Source organism: Cellulosimicrobium sp. CpK407, from assembly GCF_051844275.1.
Taxonomy (GTDB): domain Bacteria; phylum Actinomycetota; class Actinomycetes; order Actinomycetales; family Cellulomonadaceae; genus Cellulosimicrobium; species Cellulosimicrobium cellulans_G.
Map to the genome: position 1 here is coordinate 11,956 of NZ_JBGNYC010000045.1, position 25,198 is coordinate 37,153.

Consider the following 25,198-nt stretch of genomic DNA (forward strand, 5'->3'; position numbering starts at 1 on the left):
ACGGTGACTCGCTGGTGGCGCCCGGCGCTCGTCGTGGCGCTCGCGGCGCTGGCCGTGGTCTGGCGCCTCGTGCGTGCCGACCTGGGCGCGCCCGCCAACCTCGAGCTCGTCACGGCCGCGACGTTCGCGGCGACGCTCCTGCTGCGCTCGCGCTGGGCGTTCGTCGTGCCGCTCGCCGTGACGGTCGTGTCCGACGTCGTGCTCGGCAACACCGCGATCGCGCTCTTCACGTGGAGCGCCTGGCTCGTGGTCGGGCTGGGCTCGCTGCTCGCGCGGAACACGACCGGCTGGCGCCGCGTCGGCGCGGGCGCCGCGTTCGGCGTCGCGGGCTCGCTGTGGTTCTTCGCGTGGACCAACTTCGGCGTCTGGTTCCAGGGGCGTGGCATCTGGTACCCGGCCTCCGTGGACGGACTCGTCGCGAGCTACGTCGCGGGTCTGCCGTTCCTGCGCACGATGCTGCTGGGCAACCTCGTGCTCCTGCCGCTGGTCGCGGCGGGCACGCTGCTCGTGGACCGGATCGAGGCCTCGCACGCGATGGTCGCGGTCCGTCCGGCGGGAGCCGCGGGGTAGCGTGAACCGTGCCGGACGGCCGCCCGGGCCGGGCGGCGACGGACCCTGGCGGGCATGAGGAGGCAGCCATGGCGCGACACCGCATCTTCGGGATCAGCTTCGCGAGCGTCTACCCGCTCTACGTGACCAAGGTGGAGCGCAAGGGGCGCACGACGGACGAGCTCGACCAGGTCATCGGCTGGCTCACCGGCTACGACGACGCCGGGCTCGCGGCGGCGATCTCGGACGAGATCACGCTCGAGGAGTTCTTCGACCGGGCACCGTCGATGAACCCGAACGCCTCGCTCATCACCGGGGTGATCTGCGGCGTCCGCGTCGAGGAGATCGACGACCCGCTCATGCAGAAGATCCGCTACCTCGACAAGCTCGTCGACGAGGTCGCGCGAGGGAAGAAGATGACCTCGATCCTCCGCGGGGAGACCGCGGCCGCCTCGTAGCGGCCGGCGGGTTCTCAGTCGAGCTGCTCCGCGATCCCCACGATGACGCCGCCCGGTCCGCGCAGGTAGCAGAGCCGGTAGACGCCCTCGTACTCGACGATCTCTCCCATCACCGCGCCGCCGTGGGGCCCGAGGCGCCGCACCGTGTCGTCGATGTCGTCGACGGCGAACATCACGCGGTGCAGGCCCAGCACGTTCGGCGGGGCCGTGCCCAGGCCGAGGTCGAGCGGCGCGGGTGCGTGGTACCGGGTGAGCTCGAGGCGCCCGTGCCCGTCGGGGACGCGCATCATCGCGATCTCCGACCGCAGGCCGTCGAGCCCGACGACGCGCTCGGCCCACCGCCCCTCGATCGTCATCCGGTTCTCGAGCTCCATCCCGAGCTCGGCGAAGAACGCGACGGCCGCGTCGAGGTCGTCGACGACGACCGCCACGTTGTCGAGTCGCTGGATCGTCATGGGCACGTCTCCTGAGGTCGGGTTCCTGGGTGCGGACTCGTAGGTCCGGGGTGCATGGGCTGCGAGCCGCCGGGCGCCGACGGGCTTTCGTGCCCGACGACGCTCTCCTGGATCAGGAGTCCTGCCCGACGCCGCGTCCCGGCTCGCTCATGTCGCCCGTCCCGGGTGTGCCGGCGGCGAGGCCGTAGCGCAGCAGGACGGTCCCGTTGGGGCTGGGTGCGGGCGGCTCGAGGAGGGTGAGGTTGGTGGGGACGGCGCCGCCGTCGAACACGGTCTTGCCCGTGCCGAGCACGATGGGGTGCACCCACAGGTCGAGGCGGTCGAACAGCCTCTCCCGCAGCAGCGTCTGCACCAGGTCGAGGCTGCCGACGACCTTGACGTGCTCGTGGCGGTCGCGCACCTCGCGCACCGCGGCGGGCAGGTCCGGTCCGAGCAGCGTCGACCCGGCCCACGGAAGGTCCGGCGTGCCGCGCGACGCGACGTACTTGGGGATGCGGTTGAACAGGGCGGCGAAGTCGTCGTCCTGGCCGCCCTCCTGGAACGGCCAGTACGACGCGAAGATGTCGTACGTCCGCCGCCCGAGCAGCAGCGCGTCCGCGCCCTCGTACGCCGCGGCGATCTGCGCGCCCGCGACGTCGTCGATCAGCGGTGCCTGCCAGCCGCCGAACGCAAACCCTCCCTCCGGGTCCTCCTCCGGCCCGCCGGGCGCCTGCCCGACGAGGTCGAGGGTCGTGAACAGCTCGATCTCGATCGATCCCATGGCCCGCTCCGTCGTGATCGCGTGGTTCGTGTCGAGGGGTAGACCTCGTGCTCAGCGAGAAGTCATCGCGGAGGCGACGCTCCGTGCCGCAGCCCGGCGCGACTGGTCGGACGGCACCCGAGGCCGTCGCCGTGTCACACGCCGGTCCGCGACGCGACGAGCGCGCCGAGCCGGCCGGCCCACGCGTGCAGGTCGCGAGCCTGCGCGGCAGCGTCGTGCGTGTCGGAGGCCCACGGCTCCTTGAAGAAGAACCCGAGCTCGGGCACCGGCCCCGCGATCCTTGCGGCGTGCGCGAGGGCGAGGAGGCGGGTGAGGTCGAGCACGTACGGCGCCGCGAGCATCGAGTCGAACGCGCTCCAGGTCGTCTGCAGGGTCAAGCGGGTGCCGAGGAAGCCCTCGACGTGCACGTGGTCCCACGCGACCTTGATGTCGCCGAGGTCGGGCACGTTGTCGATGTGCAGCGGGGTGACGTCGGAGCCGGTGAGGTCCCGGAGGCCGCGCGACTTCGTCGCGAGCTTGCTGCGGACGTTCTGCGGGTCGGCCAGGGTGGCGCCGTCGCCGCCACCGAGCAGGTTGGTCCCGGCCCAGGAGAGCACCCGGAGGCCGCGGGCCGTGAACGCGGGCGCCAGGACGGTCCGCAGCCAGGTCTGACCCGTCTTGCCGTCCTGGCCGGCGACGGGCAGGCCGGCCTGCGTAGCCAGCCGGGTCAGCGCGGGGATCGCCATGCCCGCCGACGGCGTGAAGGCGGCGTACGGCGCGCCCGCGAGCACGGCGGCGTACGCGGTCACCGACGACGGGGGCAGGACCGTGCGAGCGGGCTCGGCGAGCGCCGCGAGCAGCGCGTCGACGTCGTCGTGCTCGGGCCGTGGCTCGATCGGCGGCTCGGTCGAGGCCAGGTCGACGACCACGACCCGGGCCAGGGCGTGCCGGTCGCGGAACGCGAGGACGTCCGCCGCGAGCCGTTCGGCCACCTCGAGCTGGGAGCCGTCGTGCCCCTGCGGGTCGTAGCCGGGCCGCACCTCGGCGTCGGCGGCCTCCAGGGCGCTTCGTGCCGTCGACAGCAGAGACGGGGCGATCATCCCGGCGCCGACCAAGGCCTCGGCTCGCTCGACCATCGGGCAAGGAGAGAGGTCGTGCCCGCCGACGACGAGGTCGCCGAACCCGGGCAGCGGCACGTCGTCGAACTCCGGCTGCGCGGTCACGCACCCGGTCGGTGCCGCGTGGCCCTGGGCGAGCACGGCGAGCCCGAGCGTCGCCGTCGTCGCCACCGAACCGCGCGCTCCCACGAGCCACAGTCCTGTCCGCTCGGTCGGCGCGGCGTGGCCGGGGCTCCCGGTGGACGGCGTGAGGTCGCGAGCGGCGCGATCGCGCATCGGCGCGCCCGGTGGGGTGAACGGCTGGGCAGTGGTCACGTCGAGAGTCGACCTCGGCGCTCGGTGCGCGGGCAAGGAGTTGCCGTCGGTTGCCGAGTTGCCGTCAGTTGCCGCGCAGGTCGCGGCAACAGTGCGGTTCCGGGGCCCAGGGGCAACAAGTGGCAACTCGTTGTTGCCGTCCCGGGGGCGACCTAGCGTCGGGGTCACGCGCACTGCACAGCCACGGGACGCACGTCCTGAGCAGGCATTCCTCAACGGAGAGGCAGACTGATGGCACTCGCAACATCCCCTCGCGCCGGTAGACGCCGGAGCCGGCGAGCTCGGCTCGTTGCCGCCGCGACCGGAGCGTTCGTGCTCCCGCTCGTCGCGTCGGGCGCGTATGCGGCGACGGAGTCGGACGCGTGCACGTACGGCTACTCGGCGGACTCGAGCGTGTTCTTCGGAGACGGCGCTGCAGCATCCGGGGTCGCGAACGTCGATCGTGGCGACGGGTGCACGCTGATGGACGTCTTCATGGCCGAGGCGCCGTTCGCCAACCACGGCCAGTTCGTCAGCACGATCGGACGCATCGCCACCGAGCAGGTACGCAACGGCGTCATCTCCGACGCCGAGCGTGCCGCGATCGTCTCGGCAGCGGCCGCGTCCGAGGTCGGGCGACCGCATCCCGTGACCGGGACACGCTCCGTCGACCTGAGCCGGATCGGCCTCGTCGGCTACACCGTCCGTGCCACGATGCCGTCGGACGCCGAGGGCACCCTGGCGGCCCTGGCCGAGTGCGGCTTCCAGAACATGGAACCGTCGGGCGCCGTCGGCGGCTTCTACGGCTACACGGCCGCCCAGCTCGCGCCGCTCACCGAGTCTGCGGGCATCGCGGTGCCGTCGCTCGGTGTCAGTCAGGCGAACCTCGAGAACGACATCGACGGCGTGATCGCCGAGGCGCAGGCCATCGGTGCCGAGTACGTGCGCATCTCCGGCTCGGGTCGGTGGACCCTCGCGGACTACTCCCGGACCGCGGCCGTGCTGAACGAGGCCGGCGCGCAGCTCAAGGAGGCCGGCATCACGGTCGCGTACCACAACCACGGCTTCGAGTTCCAGACCGAGGAGAACGGGGTGACCGGCTACGACGTCCTGGTCCGCGAGACCGACCCCGAGCTCGTGACCATGGAGCTCGACGTCTACTGGGCGGCCAGCGTCGGGGTCGACACGGTCGGTCTCTTCGAGACCTACCCCGGCCGGTTCGGGCTGCTCCACCTCAAGGACATCGCTCCTGACGGCTCCTTCGCCGACGTCGGGTCGGGCACCATCGACTTCGCCGAGATCTTCGCGAACGCGTCCCTGGCGGGCGTCGAGTACGCGTTCACCGAGAACGACCAGCCACGCCCCGACGGCGTGACGTCGGCGTGCACGAGCCTTGCGTACCTGACCGAGCTCCAGTACTGACCGACCGCTGCCGGCCCGCTCCCGCGGGCCGGCAGCCCACGGCACGGTCGCCATGCTGCGCCGAGTCTCGACCCCGCCACCAGACCCCACGAGCGGCCGAGTCTCGACCCACCACCAGACCCAGACCCCACGAGGGAACGAAGGAGCGGCCCGTCCGGACCGCCCCTGTGACGAAGGTGTGCCGTGCGCGGCCACAGCCGGTCGCGCCGAGGCACTCGACCACACGAGGGAGAGCTTGATGATGTCTGCGCAACACAGCAGAGCGTTGAGGGCGACGATCGGGATGATCGCCGCGATCGGCACCGTCGCTTCTGTCCCAGCCGCTCACGCGCACGAGGACGCACCCCCTCCTGCCGAGGTCGCGGACGACGTCTTCGACAAGGTGCCGCTGGTCACCGAAGGCCTCGCCGACCCGTTCGAGCTCGACGTCGCCGAGGACGGGCGCGTGGTCTACATCCAGCGGACGGGACAGGTGAAGGTGCTCGAGCAGGACACGCTCCGCCAGTTCACCGCGCTCGACCTCGACTACGGCCTCGACCTGCTGACGCAGTCCGACGGTCTGCTCGGCCTGACGCTCGACAACGACTTCGTCGAGAACGGCTGGGTCTACCTCCTCTGGAGCGACCCCGACGTGGCCACGATGAATCTGTCGCGGTTCACCATGGGGCCCGACAACGTGATCGACCGAGGCTCCGAGAAGCGTCTGCTCGACTTCACGATCTGGCGCGGGGAGGGTCGCGCCAACTCGCACATGGCCGGCTCGCTCGCCATGGGCCCCGACGGGAACCTCTACGTCGCCACCGGTGACAACACCGACCCGTTCAACCAACAGGGGTACACCCCGATCGACGAACGACCGGGCCGCCGCGCGTACGACGCCCAGGCGACGTCGGCGAACACCGACGACCTGCGCGGCAAGATCCTCCGGATCACGCCCCAGGACGACGGGACGTACACCGTCCCCGAGGGAAACCTCTTCCCGCCGGGGACGGAGAACACGAGGCCCGAGATCTACGGCATGGGCTTCCGCAACCCGTTCCGCATCACCGTCGATCCTGCGACCGGTGCCGTCCTGGTCGGTGACTACGGGCCCGACGCCCGGGTGGCGAACCCGCTGCGGGGTCCGGAAGGGCTGGTCGAGCTCGTCCGGATGACCGGACCGGGGAACCACGGGTGGCCGTACTGCCACGGGAACGACCAGCCGTACGTCGACTACGACTACGCGACCGGGGTGTCCGGCGAGCCGTTCGACTGCGCCCGCCCGGTCAACGACTCGCCCAACAACACCGGCCTCCGCGAGCTGCCCCCGACCCAGGAACCCCTGGTCTGGTACGGCTACGGGGTCTCGGAGCAGTTTCCCGAGCTCGGCTCGGGAGGCGCCGCGCCGATGGCCGGCCCGGTCTACCGCTACGACCCCGAGCTCGACGTGAAGACGAAGTTCCCGGAGTCCTACGACGGGCGGTGGTTCGTCTCGGAGTACGCGCGGCACTACTACAAGATGCTGTCGCTGGACGAGACGACGGGCGAGCTGCTCTCGATCGACCCGTTCCTGCCCGACGAGACGTTCGTCGCACCGTTCGAGGCGGAGTTCGGGCCCGACGGATCGCTGTACGTCATCGACTTCGGGCGAGGCAGCGGGGCGGGCCGGGGCAGCACCAACACGGACGCCGGCATCTACCGCATCGACTACGCAGCCGACGGTCGTCGCCCGGTGTCCCAGTTCACCTCCGACGTCGACTCGGGCACGGCGCCGCTGGCCGTCGCCTTCGACGGCAGCGCGAGCCAGAGCCCGGACGGGCTCGACATCACCTACGAGTGGGACTTCGAGAACGACGGCACCGTCGACTCGACGGAACGTGACCCCGTCCACACCTACACGGAGAACGGGCAGCACACCGCACGCCTGACCGTCACCGACACCGACGGGCTCAGCGGCGTCTCCGTCCAGAAGATCACGGTCGGCAACACCCGTCCCGAGGTGTCCTTCGCCCGGCCGCTCGCCGGCGGCTTCGCGGAGCTCGGCGACACGGTGCCGTACGCGGTCGACGTCGTGGACGCCGAGGACGGCTCGACGGCCGACGGGACGATCGACTGCAGCCTCGTCACGGTCGCGACCCAGCTCGGGCACGACGACCACGCGCATCCTCTCGACAACTACGAGGGATGCTCCGGCGAGGTCTTCCTCGACCCGGCCGACCACGGCGTGGGCCAGAACGTGTACGCGGTGCTCGGTGCCGGGTACCAGGACCTCGGTGCTCCGGGCGTCCCGGAGCTCGCCGCGCAGGAGATCATCCGCCTGCAGGTCCGCGACAAGGAGGCCGAGTTCTTCAGCAGGGGATCCGGGGTCCAGATCGTCGACGACGACGCCGCCCGGGGTGGACGGTGGGTCGATGGTTTCGACGACGGCGACTGGATCGCCTTCGATCGCGTGGACCTGACGGGCATCTCGGGCCTGACCGTCGGAGCCGTGCGTGGCGCCGCCGAGACCACGCTCGAGGTGCGCACAGGCAGCCCGACCGGGCCCAAGCTGGGGCAGGTCAAGATCGCCCCGGCGACCGCACCGGGCCAGGTGGTGTCGCCCACCATCGAGATCGACGCCAAGGGCGGGGAGACGTCCCTGTACGTGGTCGCCTCCAGCAAGGGCAGGGCCGACGCCGAGGCGGGCGTCGTGGCGCTCGACTGGCTGGTCTTCCACGGGCGCGGCGTCGCCGACGCGACGGCCCCGGTCGTCGAGGCGCAGGCGAGCCGCGGAGGCGGCCCCGCCGGCATCGCGGTCACGCTCAGCGGCTCCGCGGTCGCTCCGGAGGGTCGCACCATCGGGTCCTACGTCTGGGACTTCGGGGACGGGACGACGGCGGAGGGCGCCGAGGCGACCCACGTCTACACCCAGCCGGGCAGGTACACCGCCCGTCTGATCGCGACCGACAGTGCCGGCACCCGCGACTGGACGACGGTGGGGATCAACGTCGCGGCCACGTCGAAGTGACGCGGTAGCACCCACGGCCGGCCCGCTGGCACATCGCCGGCGGGCCGGTCGGCGGGCGCCCGAGACCTCGTGGCGCGGTCAGACGCTGAAGTACTTTGCCTCGGGGTGGTGGAACACGAACGCATCGGTCGACTGCTCCGGGTGGAGCTGGAGCTCCGCGGAGAGCTCGACGCCCACGCGCTCGGGGCGCAGGAGCTCGACGATCTTGGTGCGGTCCTCCATGTCGGGACACGCGGGATAGCCGAGCGAGAAGCGCGCGCCCCGGTACTCGAGCTTGAACATGCCCTCGACCTCGGTCGGGTCCTCGTCGGCGAAGCCGAGCTCGGCGCGCACGCGCGAGTGCCACATCTCCGCCAGCGCCTCGGTGAGCTGCACCGACAGCCCGTGCAGCTCCATGTACTCGCGGTAGTGGTTCCCCGCGAAGAGCTTCGCGGTGTGCTGGTCGACGCTCGCGCCCATGGTGACGAGCTGGACGGGCAGCACGTCGTACCGGCCGGTCTCCTCGACCCACGACCGCGGCTTGACGAAGTCGGCGAGGCACAGGTGTCGGTCGCGGCGCTGGCGCGGGAACGTGAAGCGCAACCGCTCGGTCCCGGGCTCTCCGCCCGACCCGCCGTCGGGCGCGCCGATCCCCGCGAGCCCGGCGCCGTGGTGCGCGACGACGACGTCGTCGCCCTCCGACCACACCGGGAAGTACCCGTACACGACCGACGGGTCGACGACGCCCTCGGTGCGGATCCGCTCGTACCAGGCGTTGAGCCGCGGGCGGCCCTCGGTCTCGACGAGCTCCTCGTAGGACGCCCCGTCGTCTCCCCGGCCCGGCTTGAGGCCCCACTGGCCCATGAACGTCGCGCGCTCGTCGAGGAACGCCGCATACTCGGCGAGCTGGACGCCCTTGACGAGGCGCGTGCCCCAGAACGGGGGAGCGGGCACCGGGTTGTCGGCCGCGACGTCGGACCGCGCGGGCAGGTCCTCGACAGGCGTCTCGGTCACGGTGACCACGGCGTGCCGGCGCTTCTTGAGCGCCGGCAGCCCGACGGCGTCGGGCGACTCGCCGCGTGCGACGCGCACGAGCGGCTCCATGAGGCGCAGGCCCTCGAACGCGTCGCGCGCGTACCGGACGACGCCGGGGAACTGGCCCGCGAGGTCGTCCTCGACGTACGTGCGGGTGAGCGCCGCGCCACCGAGCAGGATCGGCCAGCGGCCGGCGAGCCCGCGCGACGTGAGCTCCGCGAGGTTCTCCTTCATCACGACGGTGGACTTCACGAGCAGGCCGGACATGCCGATGACGTCGGCGTCGTGCTCCTCGGCGGCCTCGATCATCGCGGAGATCGGCTGCTTGATGCCGATGTTCACGACCGTGTAGCCGTTGTTGGTGAGGATGATGTCGACGAGGTTCTTGCCGATGTCGTGCACGTCGCCGCGCACGGTCGCGAGCACGATCGTGCCCTTGGACCCGGTCGAGCCCTCGATCTTCTCCATGTGCGGCTCGAGGTAGGCGACCGCCGTCTTCATGACCTCGGCGGACTGCAGCACGAAGGGGAGCTGCATCTCACCGCGCCCGAACAGGTCGCCCACGACCTTCATGCCCTCGAGCAGGTGGTCGTTGACGATCTCGAGCGCCTTGAGCCCGGACGCCATCGCGGCGTCGAGGTCCTCCTCGAGGCCCTTGCGCGCGCCGTCGACGATCCGCCGCTCGAGCCGCTCGCCGACCGGCAGCGCGGCGAGCTCCGCCGCGCGCTGGTCCTTGAGCGCCGCGGAGTCCACGCCTTCGAAGAGCTCGAGCAGCCGGGCGAGCGGGTCGTGCACGAGGTTCCCCTCGTCGTCGTACCGCCGCCGGTCCCACACGAGGTCGAGCGCGGCCTCGCGCTGCTCGGCGGGGATCTGCGCGAGGGGGAGGATCTTCGCGGCGTGCACGATCGCGGAGTCCAGCCCGGCTTCGACGGCCTCGTGGAGGAACACCGAGTTGAGCACCGTGCGCGCCGCGGGGTTGAGGCCGAACGACACGTTCGACACCCCCAGCGTCGTGTGGATGCCGGGGTAGCGGCGCGTGATCTCGCGGATCGCCTCGATCGTCTCGATGGCGTCGCGCCGGGTCTCCTCCTGGCCCGTGGCGATGGGGAACGTCAGCGCGTCGACGATGATGTCGTCCACGCGCATGCCCCAGTCGCGCGTGAGCGTCTCGACGAGCCGGGTCGCGATCTCCACCTTGCCCGACGCGGTGCGCGCCTGGCCCTCCTCGTCGATCGTCAGCGCGACGACGGCCGCCCCGTGCTCGACGACGTGCGGCATGATCCGCGCGAACCGCGACGTCGGGCCGTCGCCGTCCTCGAAGTTCACCGAGTTCACGACGGCGCGCCCGCCCACGAGCTCGAGGCCCGCGGCGATGACCTCCGGCTCGGTCGAGTCGATGACGAGGGGCAGCGTGGACGCGCTGGCGAGGCGCGACACGACCTCGCGCACGTCCGCGACGCCGTCGCGCCCCACGTAGTCGATGCACACGTCGAGCAGGTGCGCGCCGTCGCGCGTCTGCGCCCGCGCGATCTCGACGCACTCGTCCCAGTTCTCCGCGAGCATCGCCTCGCGGAACGCCTTGGAGCCGTTCGCGTTCGTGCGCTCGCCGATCGCGAGGAACGACGCGTCCTGGTGCAGGTCCGTGTGCGAGTACAGGCTCGCGACGCCGTTCTCCCGCTCCGGGTGCCGCTCGACGACGGGCCGCGCGCGCACCGCCTCGACGACGCGGCGCAGGTGCTCGGGCGTCGTGCCGCAGCAGCCGCCCACGAGGCCCAGGCCGAACTCGGTGACGAACTGGGTGTGCGCGGCCGCGAGCTCGTCCGGCGTCAGCGGGTACGTCGCGCCGTTCGGGCCGAGCACCGGCAGCCCGGCGTTGGGCATGCACGTCACCGGGATCTCCGCGTGCCGCGACAGGTGCCGCAGGTGCTCGCTCATCTCGGCCGGGCCGGTCGCGCAGTTGAGGCCGATCGCGTCGACGCCGAGCGCCTGGAGCGTCGTGAGCGCGGCCCCGATCTCGGAGCCCATGAGCATCGTGCCCGTCGTCTCGACCGTCACCTGGACGATGACGGGGACCTCGCGCCCGACGTCGCGCATCGCGTTCCGCGATCCCGTCACCGCGGCCTTGGCCTGGAGCAGGTCCTGGCTCGTCTCGACGAGGATCGCGTCGACCCCGCCCTCCAGGAGGCCCGCGGCCTGCTCGGCGAACGTGTCGCGCAGGTGCGCGTACGTCGTGTGCCCGAGGCTCGGCAGCTTGGTCCCCGGCCCCATCGAGCCGAGCACCCAGCGCGGCTGCTCGTCGGTCGCGAACGCGTCGGCCCGTTCGCGCGCGATCCTCGCCCCGGCCGCGGCGAGCTCGCGGATGCGGTCGTCGATGTCGTAGTCCGACAGGTTGGACCAGTTGGCGCCGAACGTGTTCGTCTCGATCGCGTCGACCCCGACCTCGAGGTACGCGTCGTGCACCGCCGCGATGATGTCCGGGCGCGAGACGTTGAGGATCTCGTTGCAGCCCTCGAGGCCCTGGTAGTCCTCGAGCGTCGGGTCCTGCTCCTGGATCATCGTGCCCATCGCGCCGTCGGCCACGACGACGCGCGTGCGCAGCGCGTCGGCAAGGGCCCGGGAACGGGCGTCGGCGAGGTCCTGGGGTACGACGATCGGCATGCTACGCAGCGTAGATCGCGCCTGCTCGGTCGTGGGGACCCGTCTCAGCGGACCGCCGTGCTCGGCGAGGGACGCCATCCCGACCGAGAGACGCACCTCGTCGTGCATCCCTCGTGCCGCGGCGCGTCACTGGCGGGGTGACCGGGGACCGGAGAAAAGCGCGTGCCCGACGGCGCGGGCGCACCTACCGTGGTCGGCATGTCCTCTCCCGCGACCGACCAGGTCGAGAACCCGGCCCCCGCGACGCTCGCCCCGATCGTCGAGCGCGCCGCCGCGCCGTCGACCCTCCCGGCCGTGACCGCCGGCGACCTGACCTGGCGCCCCGCCGTGCCGGCCGACGCGCCCGCGCTGCTGGCCCTGCGCAACGGCGTCGCCGAGGCGGACCAGGAGCCGTACCGCGAGACGATCGGCGAGGTCGAGGAGCTGTTCACCGCGCCGTGGCGCGACCTCGCGGCCGACTCGCTCGTCGGCGTCGAGACCGACGGGACGCTGCGCGCGTACGCGCTCGTCGACACCAACCCGGGCGACGCGAACACCGTGCGCGCGTTCCTCTGGGGCGGCGTCCACCCCACCCACCGCGGGCGCGGCGTCGGGCGCGAGCTGTTCGCCTGGGAGATCGCGCGCGGACGCCAGCTCCTCGCGGCGAGCGGCAAGGAGCTGCCCGCGCGCCTGCTCACCTACGGCGAGGACACCGACCCACCCGAGAAGGCGCGGCTCTACGCGCGCTTCGGGCTCGAGACCCGGCGCTTCTACGCCGACCTGCGTCGCGACCTGGCCACGCCCATCCCCGAGGTGCCGCTCGACGGGTCGCTGCGACTCGTCCCGTGGTCGACGGAGCTCGACGAGGCGACCCGCCTCGCGCACAACGACGCGTTCCGCGACCACTGGGGGAGCGAACCCCGCACCGCCGAGGCGTGGACGCACGGGCGCAGCGAGTTCGCGCCCCAGTGGTCCTTCCTCGTGGTCGACGACGCGCCCGACGTCGAGGCGCTCCTCGCCGACCCGACGACGGACGCCGAGACCGCCGCGGCCCTGCGCGCCGGCCAGCCGCTCGTCGTCGGCTACGAGATGGCCGGCCGCTACGACGAGGACTTCCCCGTGCGCGGCTACACGTTCGGCTACACCGAGATCCTCGGCGTGCGCAGCGCGTACCGGGGGCGTCGCGTCGCCGTCGCGGCGCTCGCGGCCGGGATGCGCGCGTTCGCCGCGGACGGCATGCAGTACGCCGCGCTCGACGTCGACACCGAGAACCCGTCCGGAGCGCACGGCCTCTACGCGAGCCTGGGCTACGAGAAGGTGACAGGCTCGCGCATGTACTCGATCGAGCTGTGACGACGGCCTGCGAGGTCGACCTGCCCGTCCGAGATCGACCCCGTGAGGGCCGATCTCGGGGCGGCCGGGTCGATCTCGGCTGGAGCGGTCAGAGGGTCGACGCGGAGAGGGCGTTGCAGTCCTGGAGGGTGCCACCGTTGTAGCCGATGGTGAACCAGCGCTGGCGCTGCTCGCTCGACCCGTGGGTCCAGCCCTCGGGGTTCACCTGGCCGGTCGCGGCCTCCTGGATGCGGTCGTCGCCGACGGCGGACGCGGCGGACAGCGCGTCGTTCAGCTCCTGGTCGGTGATCGGCGCGAGGAACGTCACGCCGGTGTCCGGGTCGACAGTGCTCGCGGCGTGGCCCGCCCACATGCCGGCGAGGCAGTCGGCCATGAGCTCGATGCGCACGGAGTCGGACTCGGGACCGGTGCCCTGCCGGTTCGCCGCGTCCATCGCGCCGACGAGCTGCTCGATGTGGTGGCCGAACTCGTGCGCGACGACGTACATCTCCGCGAGGCCGCCGTCGTTGGCGCCGAACCGGCTCGTGAGGTCGTCGTAGAAGCCGAGGTCGATGTAGACGGTCTGGTCGGGCGGGCAGTAGAACGGCCCGACGGCGCTCGTCGCCGCGCCGCAGCCCGTCGAGACCTGTCCGGTGAAGCTCACGACCTGGGGCAGGTCGTACGTGACGCCTGCCTGCTCGGGGAGCGCGTCGGTCCAGTACGCGTCGAGCGACTGCACGGTGCCGTTGAGGCGGCACTCGCGCGTCGTGTTCGCCTCCTCGGCCGTGCACGCGTCGATGTACTCCTGCTGGCCCTCGCCGTACGCGCCCGAGTCGGACCCGTCGCCGCCCGTGAGCGCGCTGAGGTCGACGCCGGTCTGGTTGCCGACGAACGCGATGAGCAGCGCGACGAGCACCGCCCCGATCCCGCCGCCCGCGATCATCGTGCCGCGCCGACCGCCGCCCTTGCGGACCCGCCCGCCCTCGAACGAGCCACCCTCCTGGAAAGTCACAGGTCAACGCTACCGCCGGGCCGTGCGCCAGGCGTCCTGGTGGGGGTGCCCGGCCGGCGCGAGCACGATCTCGGCGCCGAGCAGCGCCGTCGCACGCCCCTCCGGCGGAATGGGGTGGGACGCGACGGCGGGCCCCCGTAGAATCGACGAGGCCCGGACGCCGGGGAGCACGCACCCGGCCCCACGACGAGCCGCCGGCCGACCGGCCGGGCGAGGGCCGTCGTCGGGCACCGCACCACCCGAGAGGACCCTCCCGTGATCACCGCTCACGGCGTCGAGCTGCGCGTCGGCGCCCGCGTCCTGCTGCACGAGGCGACCTTCCAGATCGCCTCGGGCGACCGGATCGGACTCGTCGGGCGCAACGGCGCCGGCAAGACGACCCTGACCAAGACGCTCGCGGGGGAGACCCAGCCGACGGCCGGGAAGATCACGCGCGGCAACGACATCGGCTACCTGCCGCAGGACCCGCGCACGGGCGACCTCGACGTCATCGCGATGGACCGGGTGCTCTCGGCCCGCAGCCTCGACAAGATCGTGCGCCAGATGCGCGAGACCGAGGGTGCGATGGCGAGCGCCGACGTCGAGACGCACGAGGCCGCCATGGAGCGCTACCCGAAGCTCGAGGCGCGCTTCCTCGCCGCGGGCGGCTACGCGGCCGAGAGCGAGGCGCACCGCATCACGAGCAACCTCGGCCTCGACGACCGGGTGCTCGGGCAGCCGCTGAGCACGCTGTCCGGCGGTCAGCGCCGCCGCATCGAGCTCGCGCGCATCCTGTTCTCCGGGGTCGAGACGCTGCTCCTCGACGAGCCGACGAACCACCTCGACGCGGACTCGATCATCTGGCTGCGCGACTACCTCAAGTCGTACGGCGGCGGGTTCGTCGTGATCTCCCACGACGTCGAGCTGCTGCGCGCGACCGTGAACAAGGTCTTCCACCTCGACGCGAACCGCGGCGAGCTCGACCAGTACAACCTCGGGTGGGACGCCTACCTCGCGCAGCGCGAGTCCGACGAGCGCCGCCGCCGTCGCGAGCGGCAGAACGCCGAGAAGAAGGCGGGCGCGCTGCTCGCCCAGGGCGAGAAGATGCGCGCCAAGGCCACGAAGGCCGTCGCCGCGCAGCAGATGATGCGCCGCGCCGAGAAGATGCTCGCGGGCATCGAGGGCGAGCGGCAGACCGACAAGGTCGCCAAGCTGCGGTTCCCCAAGCCGGCGCCGTGCGGCCGCACGCCGCTCACCGCGAGCGGGCTGTCCAAGGCGTACGGGTCGCAGGAGGTGTTCGCGGGCGTCGACCTCGCGATCGACCGCGGCAGCCGCGTCGTCGTGCTCGGCCTCAACGGCGCCGGCAAGACGACGCTCCTGCGCATCCTCGGCGGCGTCGAGCAGCCGGACACGGGCGAGGTGCACCCGGGCCACGGCCTGAAGATCGGCTACTACGCCCAGGAGCACGATACGCTCGACATGGACGCGACCGTCGTCGAGAACCTGCGCCACGCCGCGCCCGACCTCACCGACACGCAGGTGCGGTCCGTGCTCGGGTCGTTCCTGTTCTCCGGCGACGACGCGGACAAACCGACCAAGGTGCTGTCCGGCGGGGAGAAGACGCGCCTCGCGCTCGCGACGCTCGTCGTCTCGGCCGCGAACGTGCTGCTCCTCGACGAGCCGACGAACAACCTCGACCCGGCGTCGCGCGCCGAGATCCTCGGGGCGCTCAAGACGTACGAGGGCGCGGTCGTCATGGTCACGCACGACGACGGCGCGGTCGAGGCGCTCGAGCCCGAGCGCGTCCTGCTGCTGCCGGACGGCGACGAGGACCTGTGGAGCGACGACTACGCGGAGCTCGTCTCGCTGGCCTGAGCGGGCCGTCGGTCCGGCGCGGTCTCACGGCCTGCGCCGAGCTGGGCGTCGACGAGGGCGTCCTCCTCGTCCTCGGCGCTCGGCCGGCGGCTGCGCGGCTCACGCCGTGCGCGGGTGCCGGCGGGATCCCGGGCGGCGAGCAGGTCGCCCGCGGTGAGCGTCGTCTCCTCGCCGCGCGCGTCCCGACGGTCGCGGCGGACGAGGAGCCAGAAGCCGGCGACCGCGCCGATCGCGAACACGCCCCACTGGAATGCGTACGACAGGTGCGACCCCGGGTCGGTGTCGGGCTTGGGCAGCGCCTCCAGCGTCTCGGCCGCGGGCGGCACCTCCGTGCGGAGCTGGCCGTACGCGCCGACGGTCCGGCCCTCGGCCCACGCGGCGCCGTCGGGCCCGGCGGCGAGCACCTGGTCGGTGGCGACCGCCTGGACCTGCCCGTCGGGAGCGTCCCGGCCCGACGGCGGCTCGTCGCCGCGCAGCGTCACGGTCGCCTCGACCTCGCCCTCCGGGGGCACGGGGACGTCGCCCGGCGTGACGGCGTCGCTGCCGAGCGGCACGAACCCGCGGTCGACGACCACGACGAGCCCGTCGGGCGCGGACGGCGTGGGGTTCGTCACGAACGGGACGAGCACGTGAAAACCGGGGCTGCCGCCGACGGGGCGGTTGCGCAGGAGGACGGTCGCGTCGGTCTCGTAGCGGCCCACGAGCGTCACGGGACGCCAGAGGTCGGCCTCGTCGAGCGTGGCGCCCGGACCGTCGAGGACCTCGTCGACCGGGACGGGCTCGGACGTGTAGTTCGTCTCGATGCGCTCGATCTCCGCCTCGCGCGAGACGTACCGGTTCCACTGCCAGCGCCCCGCCACGAGGCACAGGGCGACCAGGACGACCACCCCGACCGCGAGGGTCACCCACTGGCGCGGCGTGCGCGGCTGGTGGGCCTCCGCGGTGGCGCGCTCCGGCGTCGGGCCTGCCGGGGCGCCCGACGCCGGGCCCGACGGTGCAGCCTGCGTCACGGGGCCGCCCGGCGCTCGAGCTCGTCGACCGGCACGGTCGTGCGCCAGAACGAGCGGGCGCCGAGGAACGTCTCCAGGTGCTCGCGGTGCGCGTCGCACGCGAGCCAGACCTTGCGCCGCTCGGGCGTGTGGATCTTGGGGTTGTTCCACAGCAGCCCCCACGCGGCCGGCTCACGGCAGCCCTTGGCGCTGCACACCAGGTCCTCCTCGCCGACGGGGTCGGCGAGGCCCAGCACATCGGTCACCGGTCGTCCTCCTCGTGGTCCTGCGGGTCGCGCGGTCCTGCGCCGGCGATCCCGTGGGATCCCGGCACCCCGGCCGCGGGCAGCGCGCGGTGCTCCATCGGCGAGGTGTCGTACTGGGCCTGGTCGCGCCCGGCGTTGGCGATGAGCACCGCGCTGTACGGCAGGACGATCGCCGCAGCGGCGAACACCCAGGTCAGCCAGCTCGGCGCGACGAGGATCGCGGCCACGAAGCACACGATGCGGATACCCATCTGGATGAGGTACTTGCGCTCGCGGCGCGACTGGTCGGCGGCCAGGGGCTCCGGGGCTGACGTGATGCTCGGGACCGCCTCGGCCGACCTCCGGGCCGTGCGTCGTGTGCTCACCCGCCCAGTCTACGTTTGTCGGGACCCCACAAAGTGTGGGGGAGCGGTGTGACCTCGCCGTACCGCGCACGGCGGGGCCCGCGCACGGTACGGTCGGTGCGGCGCGTTCGCGCGGCTCCGTCACGAGCCCGCACGGGCCCCCTGGCACCGGCCGTGCGGGACCCGTCCCCGGCCGCCGTCCCACCCGACCGTCCCGAGGAGCCGCACCGTGTCCGAAGCCACCGCACCCGCCCCGCGCACCGTCGTCGTCACCGGCGCGAACCGGGGGATCGGCCGTGCCATCGCCGAGCGGTTCGTGGCGAACGGCGACCGCGTCGCGACCGTCTACCGCGGCGGCGACCTGCCCGACGGCGTGCTCGGTGCCGTGGCGGACATCACCGACACCGCCGCCGTCGACGCCGCGTTCACCGAGATCGAGAAGGAGCTCGGGCCGGTCGAGGTGCTCGTCGCGAACGCGGGCGTGACGCACGACCAGCTCCTGCTGCGCATGACCGACGAGGACTTCGAGTCCGTGATCGACGTCAACCTCACCGGCACGTTCCGCTGCGTGCGCCGCGTGAGCAAGGGCATGATCCGGCTGCGGCGCGGACGCATCGTGCTCGTGTCGTCGGTGATCGGTCTGTACGGCGGCGCCGGGCAGGTCAACTACGCGTCCTCCAAGGCGGCGCTCGTCGGCATGGCGCGCTCGATCACGCGCGAGCTCGGGTCGCGCAACATCACGGCGAACGTCGTGGCGCCCGGGTTCATCGACACCGCGATGACCGCCGAGCTCCCCGAGGAGCGCCAGGCCGCGTACAAGGCCGCGATCCCCGCCGGGCGCTTCGCGCAGGCCGACGAGGTCGCCGGTGTCGTGCAGTTCCTCGCGTCCGACGACGCCGCGTACGTCTCCGGGGCCGTCATCCCCGTCGACGGCGGCCTCGGCATGGGTCACTGACCCGACGCGCGTCCGGGCCACGGTCACTCGTGCGCCCGCGCCCCCTCTCTTTCAGTACGCTCAGCCTCAGCGCGCCCGCACGGCGGGTGCACGACGGAAGGAAACCGATGGGTCTGCTCGACGGCAAGAAGCTCCTGATCACGGGAGTGCTCACCGACTCCTCGATCGCGTTCCACGCGGCGCGCCTCGCGCAGGAGGAGGGGGCCGAGGTCGTGCTCTCCTCGTTCGGCCGCCAGATGAAGCTCACGCAGGCCTTCGCCAAGCGCCTGCCCGTCGAGGCGCCCGTCGTGCAGCTCGACGTGACGAACGACGACGACCTCGCCGGCCTGGCCGACGCCCTCCGCGAGCACACCGACCGCCTCGACGGCGTCGTGCACTCGATCGGCTTCGCCCCGCAGAGCGTCATGGGCGGCAACTTCCTCTCGGGCACCTGGGAGGACGTCGCCACCGCGCTCCAGGTCTCGACGTTCTCCTACAAGTCGCTCGCGGTCGCCGCGAAGCCGCTCATGACCGACGGCGGGGCCGTCGTGGGTCTCACGTTCGACGCGCAGTTCGCGTGGCCGGTCTACGACTGGATGGGCGTGGCGAAGGCCGGCCTCGAGTCCGCGAACCGCTACCTCGCGCGCGACCTCGGCCCCGACGGCATCCGGGCCAACCTCGTCTCCGCGGGCCCGATCCGCACGACGGCCGCCAAGTCCATCCCCGGCTTCGAGCAGATGGAGGACGGCTGGCCCAAGCGCGCGCCCCTCGGCTGGGACCAGACGACGGCGGAGCCCGCCGCGCGCGCGGTCGTCGCGCTCCTGTCCGACTGGTTCCCGGCGACGACCGGTGAGATCGTGCACGTCGACGGCGGCGTGCACGCCATGGGGCAGTGACTCAGGAGGAGAGCATGGGCGCGGAGACCATCGACGGCGGCGTGCGCCGCCTCGTCCTCCTGCGCCACGCCAAGGCGGAGCCCGGCGGCGGGAGCGTCGACGACGTGCTGCGCCCCCTCGCGCTCAACGGGCGGCGCCAGGCGGGCCGGGTCGGCGGCGCGCTGCGCGAGACGGGGCTCGTCCCCGAGCGCGTGCTGTGCTCGTCGGCGCTGCGCACGCGCCAGACCTGGGAGCTGCTCGCCGCTCACCTGGGCGACGTGGACCCGGAGGTCGTGGTGAGCGACGGCCTCTACGCGGCGGACGTGACCGACGTGCTGGACCTCGTGCGCACGACGGACTCGCGCGTGCGCACGCTGCTCGTCGTCGGGCACGAGCCCACGATGGCGGCGACGGCGTCGCACCTCGCAGACCCGGCGTCCGACGGTGGGGCGCTCGCCCAGGTGCGCGTCGGCGTGCCGACGGCGACCTACTCCGTCCTGGAGTCCGCGACAGCCTGGGACGCCTGGGCGCCCCGCAGCGCGCTGCTCACCTACGTGGGTCGCCCGTCCTGACGGTCGCGCCCTGCTCGTGACGCGAGAGAGCCCTGGTCCGTGCGGACCAGGGCTCTCTCGCGTGGCCGTCGCGGCTCAGCGGGTGGCGTCCACCCGGTCGACGACGTCGAGGACGGCGTCGATGCGCGGCCCGTCGACGCCGTAGGGGGCCTGCGCGCGCACGACCGGCTTCGCGGCGAACGCGACCCCGATGCCCGCGGCGCCGATCATGTCGAGGTCGTTCGCACCGTCGCCCACGGCGATCGTCGCGCTCATCGGCAGGCCGAGCTCGGCCGCGAACTCGCGCAGCGCGACCTCCTTCGCGGCGCGGTCCACGACCGGGCCGGTCGTGCGACCGGTGAGCCGACCGTCGGCGACCTCGAGCCGGTTCGCGCGGAAGCGCGTGATCCCCAGCTCCGCCGCGAGGTCGGCGACGATCTCCTCGAAACCGCCCGACACGAGCCCGACCTCCCAGCCGCGACGGCGCGCCTCGGCGACGAGCTCGCGCACGCCCGGCGTGAACGTCGCGCGGGCGCGGACGTCGGCGAAGGCCTCGACGGGAACCCCGGCGAGGGTCGCGACGCGCTCGCGCAGCGACGCCCCGAAGTCGATCTCGCCGCGCATCGCGCGCTCGGTCACCTCGGTGACCTCGGCGCGTGTGCCCGCGTGGTCGGCGAGCAGCTCGATGACCTCCTGCTCGATGAGCGTCGAGTCCACGTCCATGACGAGGAGCCGGACGGGGCCGCTCGTGGGGTCGGGGGTCACGCGGGGGCTCCTCGCGGTGTCGGTCTCGTCGACGCCCGGGCCGGGCGCCTCGGCGGGCGCGTCGTCGGGCAGCGCGGCGCGGACGGCGTCGGGCACGACGCCGAGGGAGGACGGTGTCACTCGACGACCGTCCCCTTGGGGACGACGGTGATACCGGACTCGGTGACCGTGAACCCGCGGGCGCGGTCCTGCTCCGGGTCGAGCCCGATGCGCGCCTGCTCGCCCACGACGACGTTCTTGTCGATGATCGCGCGGTGGACCTGCGCGTGCCGGTGCACCTGGACGCCGTCCATGAGCACGGAGTCCGAGACGGACGACCACGAGTGCAGGTAGGTGCCGGGAGAGAGGACCGATCCGACCGCCGTCGCGCCCGAGATGATCACGCCGGGGGAGACGATCGAGTCCGCGGCGTGCCCGAGGCGCCCGCGGCCCGCGTGCACGAACTTCGCGGGCGGCAGGCCCGTGTAGCCCGTGTGCAGCGGCCACTCCTCGTTGTAGAGGTTGAAGACCGGCGTGACGGCGATGAGGTCCTTGTTCGCGTCGTAGTACGAGTCGATCGTCCCCACGTCGCGCCAGTAGTCGCGGTCGCGGTCCGTCGAGCCGGGGACGTCGTTGCGGATGAAGTCGTAGACCGCCGCCGTGCCCTTCTCGACGAACGCGGGCACGATGTCGCCGCCCATGTCGTGGCGCGAGTCCGCGTTCGCGGCGTCCGACGTCACGGCCTCGACGAGCGCGTCGGTGTCGATGACGTAGTTGCCCATCGACGCGAGCACCTCGTCGGGCGAGTCCGCGAGGCCGACCGGGTCCTTGGGCTTCTCGCGGAACGCCGCGATCTTCGTCTGGTCCTTCGGGTCGGTCTCGATGACGCCGAACTGGTCCGCCATGGAGATCGGCTGCCGGATGCCCGCGACGGTGAGCTGCGCGCCCGACTCGACGTGCGCGTCGACCATCTGGGAGAAGTCCATGCGGTACACGTGGTCCGCGCCGACGACGACGACGATGTCCGGCCGCTCGTCGTCGATGATGTTGAGGCACTGGTAGATCGCGTCGGCGCTGCCGAGGTACCAGTGCTTGCCGACGCGCTGCTGCGCGGGCACCGGCGCCACGTAGTTGCCCAGGAGCGACGACATGCGCCACGTCTTGGTGATGTGCCGGTCCAGGCTGTGGGACTTGTACTGCGTGAGCACGATGATGTGCAGGTAGTGCGAGTTCACCAGGTTGGACAGCGCGAAGTCCACGAGGCGGTAGATGCCCCCGAACGGCACCGCGGGCTTGGCCCGGGACGCGGTGAGCGGCATGAGGCGCTTGCCCTCGCCCCCGGCGAGGACGATGGCGAGGACTCGTGGTGCGGCGGCCATGCCCAGACGGTAGCCCCTCGGGGCGGCACCACGCAGCAGGGACCCGCATCGTGGGCGCGGCGCGTCCGCGCCGTCCGCACCGGCGGTCATCGCGGGACCGTGGCGGGCGACTCGGCTACGGTGTGGCGCGTGAGAGTGGACCTGCTGACCCGTGAGTACCCGCCGCACGTCTACGGCGGCGCCGGCGTGCACGTCGCCGAGCTGTCCGCGGTCCTGCGCCGCCACGTCGACGTGCGCGTGCGCTGCTTCGACGGCCCGCGCGCCGAGGACGACGTGACCGGCTACTCGGTCCCGGGCGTCCTGTCCGGTGCGAACGCCGCGCTCGGGACGTTCGGCGTCGACCTCCAGATGGCCGACGACGTGGCAGGCGCCGACCTCGTGCACTCCCACACCTGGTACGCGAACCTCGGCGGCCACCTCGCGGGCCTCCTGCACGGCGTCCCGCACGTGCTCTCCGCGCACTCGCTCGAGCCGCTGCGCCCGTGGAAGGCCGAGCAGCTCGGCGGCGGGTACGCGCTGTCGTCCTGGGCCGAGCGCACCGCGTACGAGGGTGCGGCGGGGATCATCGCCGTGTCCGGTGGCATGCGCGACGACATCCTGCGGGTCTACCCGCAGGTCGACCCCGCGAAGGTCCACGTGGTGCACAACGGCATCGACCTCGACGGCTGGCGGCGTCCGGAGTCGGAGACGCAGCGCGGCGGCGCGGACGGGGTCGTGCGCGCCCTCGGGATCGACCCCGACCGTCCCGCCGTCGTGTTCGTCGGCCGGATCACGCGCCAGAAAGGCCTGCCGTACCTGCTGCGCGCCGCACGCTCGCTGCCCGACGACGTCCAGCTCGTCCTGTGCGCCGGCGCCCCCGACACCCCGGAGATCGCCGCCGAGGTGAGCGGCGCCGTCGCCGAGCTGCAGAAGGAGCGCAGCGGCGTCGTCTGGATCGAGCAGATGCTCCCGCGAGCCGAGCTCGTCGCCGTGCTCGCCGCGTCCACCGTGTTCGTCTGCCCGTCCGTGTACGAGCCGCTCGGCATCGTCAACCTCGAGGCCATGGCGGTCGGCCTGCCGGTCGTCGGGACCGCCACGGGCGGCATCCCCGAGGTCGTGGACGACGGCGTCACGGGCCTCCTCGTGCCCATCGACCAGGCGGACGACGGCACGGGCACCCCGCTGGACCCCGACCGGTTCGTCGCGGACCTCGCGGCCGCGCTGACCCAGGTCGTGAGCGACCCCGAGCGCGCCGCCGAGATGGGCCGTGCCGCGCGGCAGCGCGTCGAGGACCACTTCGCGTGGGACGCGATCGGCGAGCGCACGCTCGACGTCTACCGGACGGTGCTGGAGCGGTCGTGACCACCGCGGGAGCCGGCCGGGTCGACGAGGCGTCGCGCCTCGTCGCCGCCGCGCCCCGCGACGTCTACCGGGCCCTCGTCGACCGGGACGCGCTCGCCGCGTGGCTCCCGCCCGACGGCATGTCGGGCCGTTTCGAGCGCTTCGACCTGCGCCCCGGCGGCGGCTACCGCATGGTCCTCGCCTACGACGACCCGCAGGCCGACCCCGGCAAGACCGGCGAGGGGACCGACGTCGTCGACGTCGCGATCGTCGACCTCGTCCCCGGCCGGAGGGTCGTGCAGCAGGTCGACTTCGCGTCCGACGACCCGGCGTTCGCCGGGACCATGACGATGACCTGGACCGTCGAGCCCGCAGACGACGGCGCCCGTGTCACCGTGCGGGCGACGGGCGTGCCGTCGGGCATCTCCCCGGAGGACCACGCCACCGGGATGGCGTCCTCCCTCGCGCACCTCGACGCGCACGTGACGTCGCGCTCCTGACGGCGCGCGCACGGGGTGCGGGTGCCCGAATGGTCGGCGCGTCGTGAGACGTGGCCCTCCGGCGCGCTCCACGAGGGGCCACGTCTCGCTGCTCACCCCGCGCCACCGGGCGACGTCGATCGTGACCCGCCGGTCCGTGCGTCCGGCTGACCGAATCGCCGGGGGAGCGGGACGGCGAACCTCCGTTGTCCACAGGGCGGGACGCGCGGTTCCGTCGGCGGTGCGGTTTCGCTAGGTTGCTGGGCAGTCCGCGCGCCCCGTCGGTGTGGCGTGCGGGGTGGTTCGCATCGATCTGCAGGGGGTCTCGTGCGTCGTTCTCGTGTGCTGTCCCGTGCCCGACGGCGGTCGCTCGTCGTGGGTGTCGTCGTCGCGGTGGGGTGCGTGGTCGCCGGGTGCACCGGTGGTGGCGGCCCTGGTCCGTCACCGTCCGTCGACGAGCCGGTCGTGTCGTCGCCGTCGGAGTCTCCCGCGCCGACGCCTGGCGAGACCGGACCGGTGAAGCCGGAACGTCCCGCGGCGATGGACCGCGACGACGCCGAGGGTGCCGCCGCGGCGGCGGAGTACTTCCTGTCGTTGTACGCGTACGTTCTCGCGACGGGTGACACCGCCGAGTGGGACGCGATGACGTGGGCCGAGACGTGCACGTTCTGCACCAGCGTTCGCGACCGGGCGAGCGACGTGCGTGCAAACGACGACTCGTTCACGGGAGCCGGAATCGAAGTGACTAACCCAAACGTGGGTGCATACGACGACTTCGTTGGTGGGTTTCCAGTCTTGTTCGACTTCGTGCAGTCGCCTCACAAGCGTGTCGCAGTGGACGGCTCGATTGTCTCGGAGGATCAAGGGGCAAGCGGAAGGCTGCAGATCGACATGAAGCACCTGGCTGATGGCTGGCTCGTTCTCGCTGTGACGAGTGCCGAATGACCGCGCGACTACTTGCACTTGCTGGCCTCGTTGGTGCGATCGTTGCGAACGTTGCACCCCCAGACGGAACACGGGACGCGGAGATCTGGGGTGAACTGGGCGGCAGCAAGGCGATAGTCCACGGTACGGCGGCGCCGAATGGTGGGGCGGAGTACGTGCCCGCGGCGGCGGACGGTGGTCCGGCGTCGGAGGCGTACCGGCGCGGGCCGGCGTACCGGTGCTACGACGGTGACCATGCCACGACGCTGCCCGGGCTGGTGCCGGTGTGCCCGGACGGGCAGAACGCGGCGGTATTCGACCCGGGATGCACCCCGGACGAGGTCGCGTTGGAGCCGTTGTTCCGCCAGACCTGGACCAACACCCCGGACGGCACCCGGACCGCGGTCTCGGCCTGGGAGCTCGTCGCCGACGCGTCCTGCCTCGGCGCCGTCGACCTGGCCGGCGAGGCCGAGGCGGCGTTCCGCACCCTGACCATCGCGCCGTCGCCGATCGTGGTCCAGCC

The 25,198-nt window shown here is 72.7% G+C and carries 23 protein-coding genes; 13 read left to right on the forward strand and 10 right to left on the reverse strand.

The window, feature by feature from the left end; translation table 11 throughout:
* Positions 1 to 3 precede the first annotated feature (3 nt).
* Both ABWU78_RS16575 and ABWU78_RS16580 read left to right on the forward strand, forming a co-directional pair.
* Positions 4 to 570 (forward strand): DUF6580 family putative transport protein, encoded by a 567-nt coding sequence (locus tag ABWU78_RS16575; RefSeq protein WP_353709087.1) that lies wholly within the window; start codon positions 4 to 6, stop codon positions 568 to 570.
* Positions 571 to 638: 68 nt separating this feature from the next.
* Complete coding sequence (locus ABWU78_RS16580) at positions 639 to 1,007, forward strand: DUF2200 domain-containing protein (protein WP_353709088.1); 369 nt, start codon at positions 639 to 641, stop codon at positions 1,005 to 1,007.
* A 14-nt stretch (positions 1,008 to 1,021) separates the two neighbouring features.
* Here the strand turns inward: ABWU78_RS16580 and ABWU78_RS16585 are convergent, their stop codons facing one another.
* The 3 genes from ABWU78_RS16585 to ABWU78_RS16595 all read right to left on the reverse strand — a co-directional run bounded on the left by ABWU78_RS16585 (position 1,022) and on the right by ABWU78_RS16595 (position 3,634).
* Positions 1,022 to 1,462, reverse strand: a complete 441-nt coding sequence (locus ABWU78_RS16585) for a VOC family protein (RefSeq protein WP_439158995.1) — start codon at positions 1,460 to 1,462, stop codon at positions 1,022 to 1,024.
* A 112-nt stretch (positions 1,463 to 1,574) separates the two neighbouring features.
* On the reverse strand, positions 1,575 to 2,222 hold the full coding sequence (locus ABWU78_RS16590) for a dihydrofolate reductase family protein (protein ID WP_353709090.1): 648 nt from the start codon (positions 2,220 to 2,222) through the stop codon (positions 1,575 to 1,577).
* A 134-nt stretch (positions 2,223 to 2,356) separates the two neighbouring features.
* Positions 2,357 to 3,634, reverse strand: coding sequence for an inositol-3-phosphate synthase (locus tag ABWU78_RS16595; RefSeq protein WP_353709091.1), 1,278 nt, complete (start codon positions 3,632 to 3,634; stop codon positions 2,357 to 2,359).
* A 312-nt stretch (positions 3,635 to 3,946) separates the two neighbouring features.
* Between ABWU78_RS16595 and ABWU78_RS16600 the strand changes: the two genes are divergently transcribed.
* On the forward strand, positions 3,947 to 5,035 hold the full coding sequence (locus ABWU78_RS16600; RefSeq protein ID WP_353709092.1) for a sugar phosphate isomerase/epimerase family protein: 1,089 nt from the start codon (positions 3,947 to 3,949) through the stop codon (positions 5,033 to 5,035).
* A gap of 265 nt (positions 5,036 to 5,300) precedes the next feature.
* Positions 5,301 to 8,021, forward strand: a complete 2,721-nt coding sequence (locus ABWU78_RS16605) for a PKD domain-containing protein (RefSeq protein ID WP_439158996.1) — start codon at positions 5,301 to 5,303, stop codon at positions 8,019 to 8,021.
* Positions 8,022 to 8,099: 78 nt separating this feature from the next.
* Here ABWU78_RS16605 and metH read toward each other — a convergent pair whose 3' ends face one another.
* A complete protein-coding gene (gene metH, locus ABWU78_RS16610) occupies positions 8,100 to 11,693 on the reverse strand; it encodes a methionine synthase (protein WP_439158997.1) in 3,594 nt (1,197 codons plus the stop codon).
* A gap of 198 nt (positions 11,694 to 11,891) precedes the next feature.
* Between metH and ABWU78_RS16615 the strand changes: the two genes are divergently transcribed.
* Entirely contained in the window at positions 11,892 to 13,025 is a 1,134-nt protein-coding gene (locus tag ABWU78_RS16615; RefSeq protein WP_439158998.1) for a GNAT family N-acetyltransferase, read from the forward strand.
* An 88-nt stretch (positions 13,026 to 13,113) separates the two neighbouring features.
* Here ABWU78_RS16615 and ypfJ read toward each other — a convergent pair whose 3' ends face one another.
* On the reverse strand, positions 13,114 to 14,016 hold the full coding sequence (ypfJ, locus tag ABWU78_RS16620; RefSeq protein WP_353709096.1) for a KPN_02809 family neutral zinc metallopeptidase: 903 nt from the start codon (positions 14,014 to 14,016) through the stop codon (positions 13,114 to 13,116).
* 255 nt (positions 14,017 to 14,271) lie between these two features.
* On the opposite strand from ypfJ, the gene ABWU78_RS16625 reads away from it, so the two are divergent.
* Positions 14,272 to 15,870, forward strand: a complete 1,599-nt coding sequence (locus tag ABWU78_RS16625) for an ABC-F family ATP-binding cassette domain-containing protein (RefSeq protein ID WP_353709097.1) — start codon at positions 14,272 to 14,274, stop codon at positions 15,868 to 15,870.
* Here the strand turns inward: ABWU78_RS16625 and ABWU78_RS16630 are convergent.
* The 3 genes from ABWU78_RS16630 to ABWU78_RS16640 are packed head-to-tail and all read right to left on the reverse strand — an operon-like array spanning position 15,843 to position 17,490.
* Positions 15,843 to 16,880: an SURF1 family cytochrome oxidase biogenesis protein gene (locus ABWU78_RS16630; protein ID WP_439158999.1), complete on the reverse strand. Its 1,038-nt coding sequence runs from the start codon at positions 16,878 to 16,880 to the stop codon at positions 15,843 to 15,845. The genes ABWU78_RS16625 and ABWU78_RS16630 overlap by 28 nt on opposite strands.
* Complete coding sequence (locus ABWU78_RS16635; RefSeq protein WP_439159000.1) at positions 16,877 to 17,125, reverse strand: hypothetical protein; 249 nt, start codon at positions 17,123 to 17,125, stop codon at positions 16,877 to 16,879. The genes ABWU78_RS16630 and ABWU78_RS16635 overlap by 4 nt, the downstream gene beginning before the upstream one ends.
* Positions 17,122 to 17,490, reverse strand: coding sequence for a DUF3099 domain-containing protein (locus tag ABWU78_RS16640; protein ID WP_253049966.1), 369 nt, complete (start codon positions 17,488 to 17,490; stop codon positions 17,122 to 17,124). The genes ABWU78_RS16635 and ABWU78_RS16640 overlap by 4 nt, the downstream gene beginning before the upstream one ends.
* Positions 17,491 to 17,698: 208 nt before the next feature.
* On the opposite strand from ABWU78_RS16640, the gene fabG reads away from it, so the two are divergent.
* The 3 genes from fabG to ABWU78_RS16655 all read left to right on the forward strand — a co-directional run bounded on the left by fabG (position 17,699) and on the right by ABWU78_RS16655 (position 19,850).
* Entirely contained in the window at positions 17,699 to 18,424 is a 726-nt protein-coding gene (gene fabG / locus ABWU78_RS16645; RefSeq protein ID WP_253049964.1) for a 3-oxoacyl-ACP reductase FabG, read from the forward strand.
* Positions 18,425 to 18,531: 107 nt separating this feature from the next.
* Positions 18,532 to 19,299, forward strand: a complete 768-nt coding sequence (gene fabI / locus ABWU78_RS16650; RefSeq protein ID WP_047233141.1) for an enoyl-ACP reductase FabI — start codon at positions 18,532 to 18,534, stop codon at positions 19,297 to 19,299.
* A 14-nt stretch (positions 19,300 to 19,313) separates the two neighbouring features.
* Entirely contained in the window at positions 19,314 to 19,850 is a 537-nt protein-coding gene (locus tag ABWU78_RS16655) for a SixA phosphatase family protein (protein ID WP_353709100.1), read from the forward strand.
* Between the two features lie 75 nt (positions 19,851 to 19,925).
* Here the strand turns inward: ABWU78_RS16655 and serB are convergent, their stop codons facing one another.
* Complete coding sequence (serB, locus tag ABWU78_RS16660; RefSeq protein WP_308202265.1) at positions 19,926 to 20,594, reverse strand: phosphoserine phosphatase SerB; 669 nt, start codon at positions 20,592 to 20,594, stop codon at positions 19,926 to 19,928.
* Between the two features lie 116 nt (positions 20,595 to 20,710).
* The gene (gene glgC, locus ABWU78_RS16665; protein WP_439159001.1) at positions 20,711 to 21,952 is read right to left on the reverse strand and encodes a glucose-1-phosphate adenylyltransferase; all 1,242 of its coding nucleotides are present in this window, start codon (positions 21,950 to 21,952) and stop codon (positions 20,711 to 20,713) included.
* 129 nt (positions 21,953 to 22,081) lie between these two features.
* Between glgC and glgA the strand changes: the two genes are divergently transcribed.
* The 4 genes from glgA to ABWU78_RS16685 all read left to right on the forward strand — a co-directional run.
* Entirely contained in the window at positions 22,082 to 23,293 is a 1,212-nt protein-coding gene (gene glgA / locus ABWU78_RS16670; protein WP_253049958.1) for a glycogen synthase, read from the forward strand.
* Complete coding sequence (locus tag ABWU78_RS16675) at positions 23,290 to 23,772, forward strand: SRPBCC domain-containing protein (RefSeq protein ID WP_253049956.1); 483 nt, start codon at positions 23,290 to 23,292, stop codon at positions 23,770 to 23,772. Before glgA ends, ABWU78_RS16675 begins: the two co-directional genes overlap by 4 nt.
* A gap of 354 nt (positions 23,773 to 24,126) precedes the next feature.
* Positions 24,127 to 24,696, forward strand: coding sequence for a DUF6318 family protein (locus ABWU78_RS16680; RefSeq protein WP_439159002.1), 570 nt, complete (start codon positions 24,127 to 24,129; stop codon positions 24,694 to 24,696).
* The coding region (locus ABWU78_RS16685; RefSeq protein WP_439159003.1) for a hypothetical protein at positions 24,693 to 25,198 on the forward strand (506 nt) is incomplete at its 3' end. The genes ABWU78_RS16680 and ABWU78_RS16685, both read left to right, overlap by 4 nt.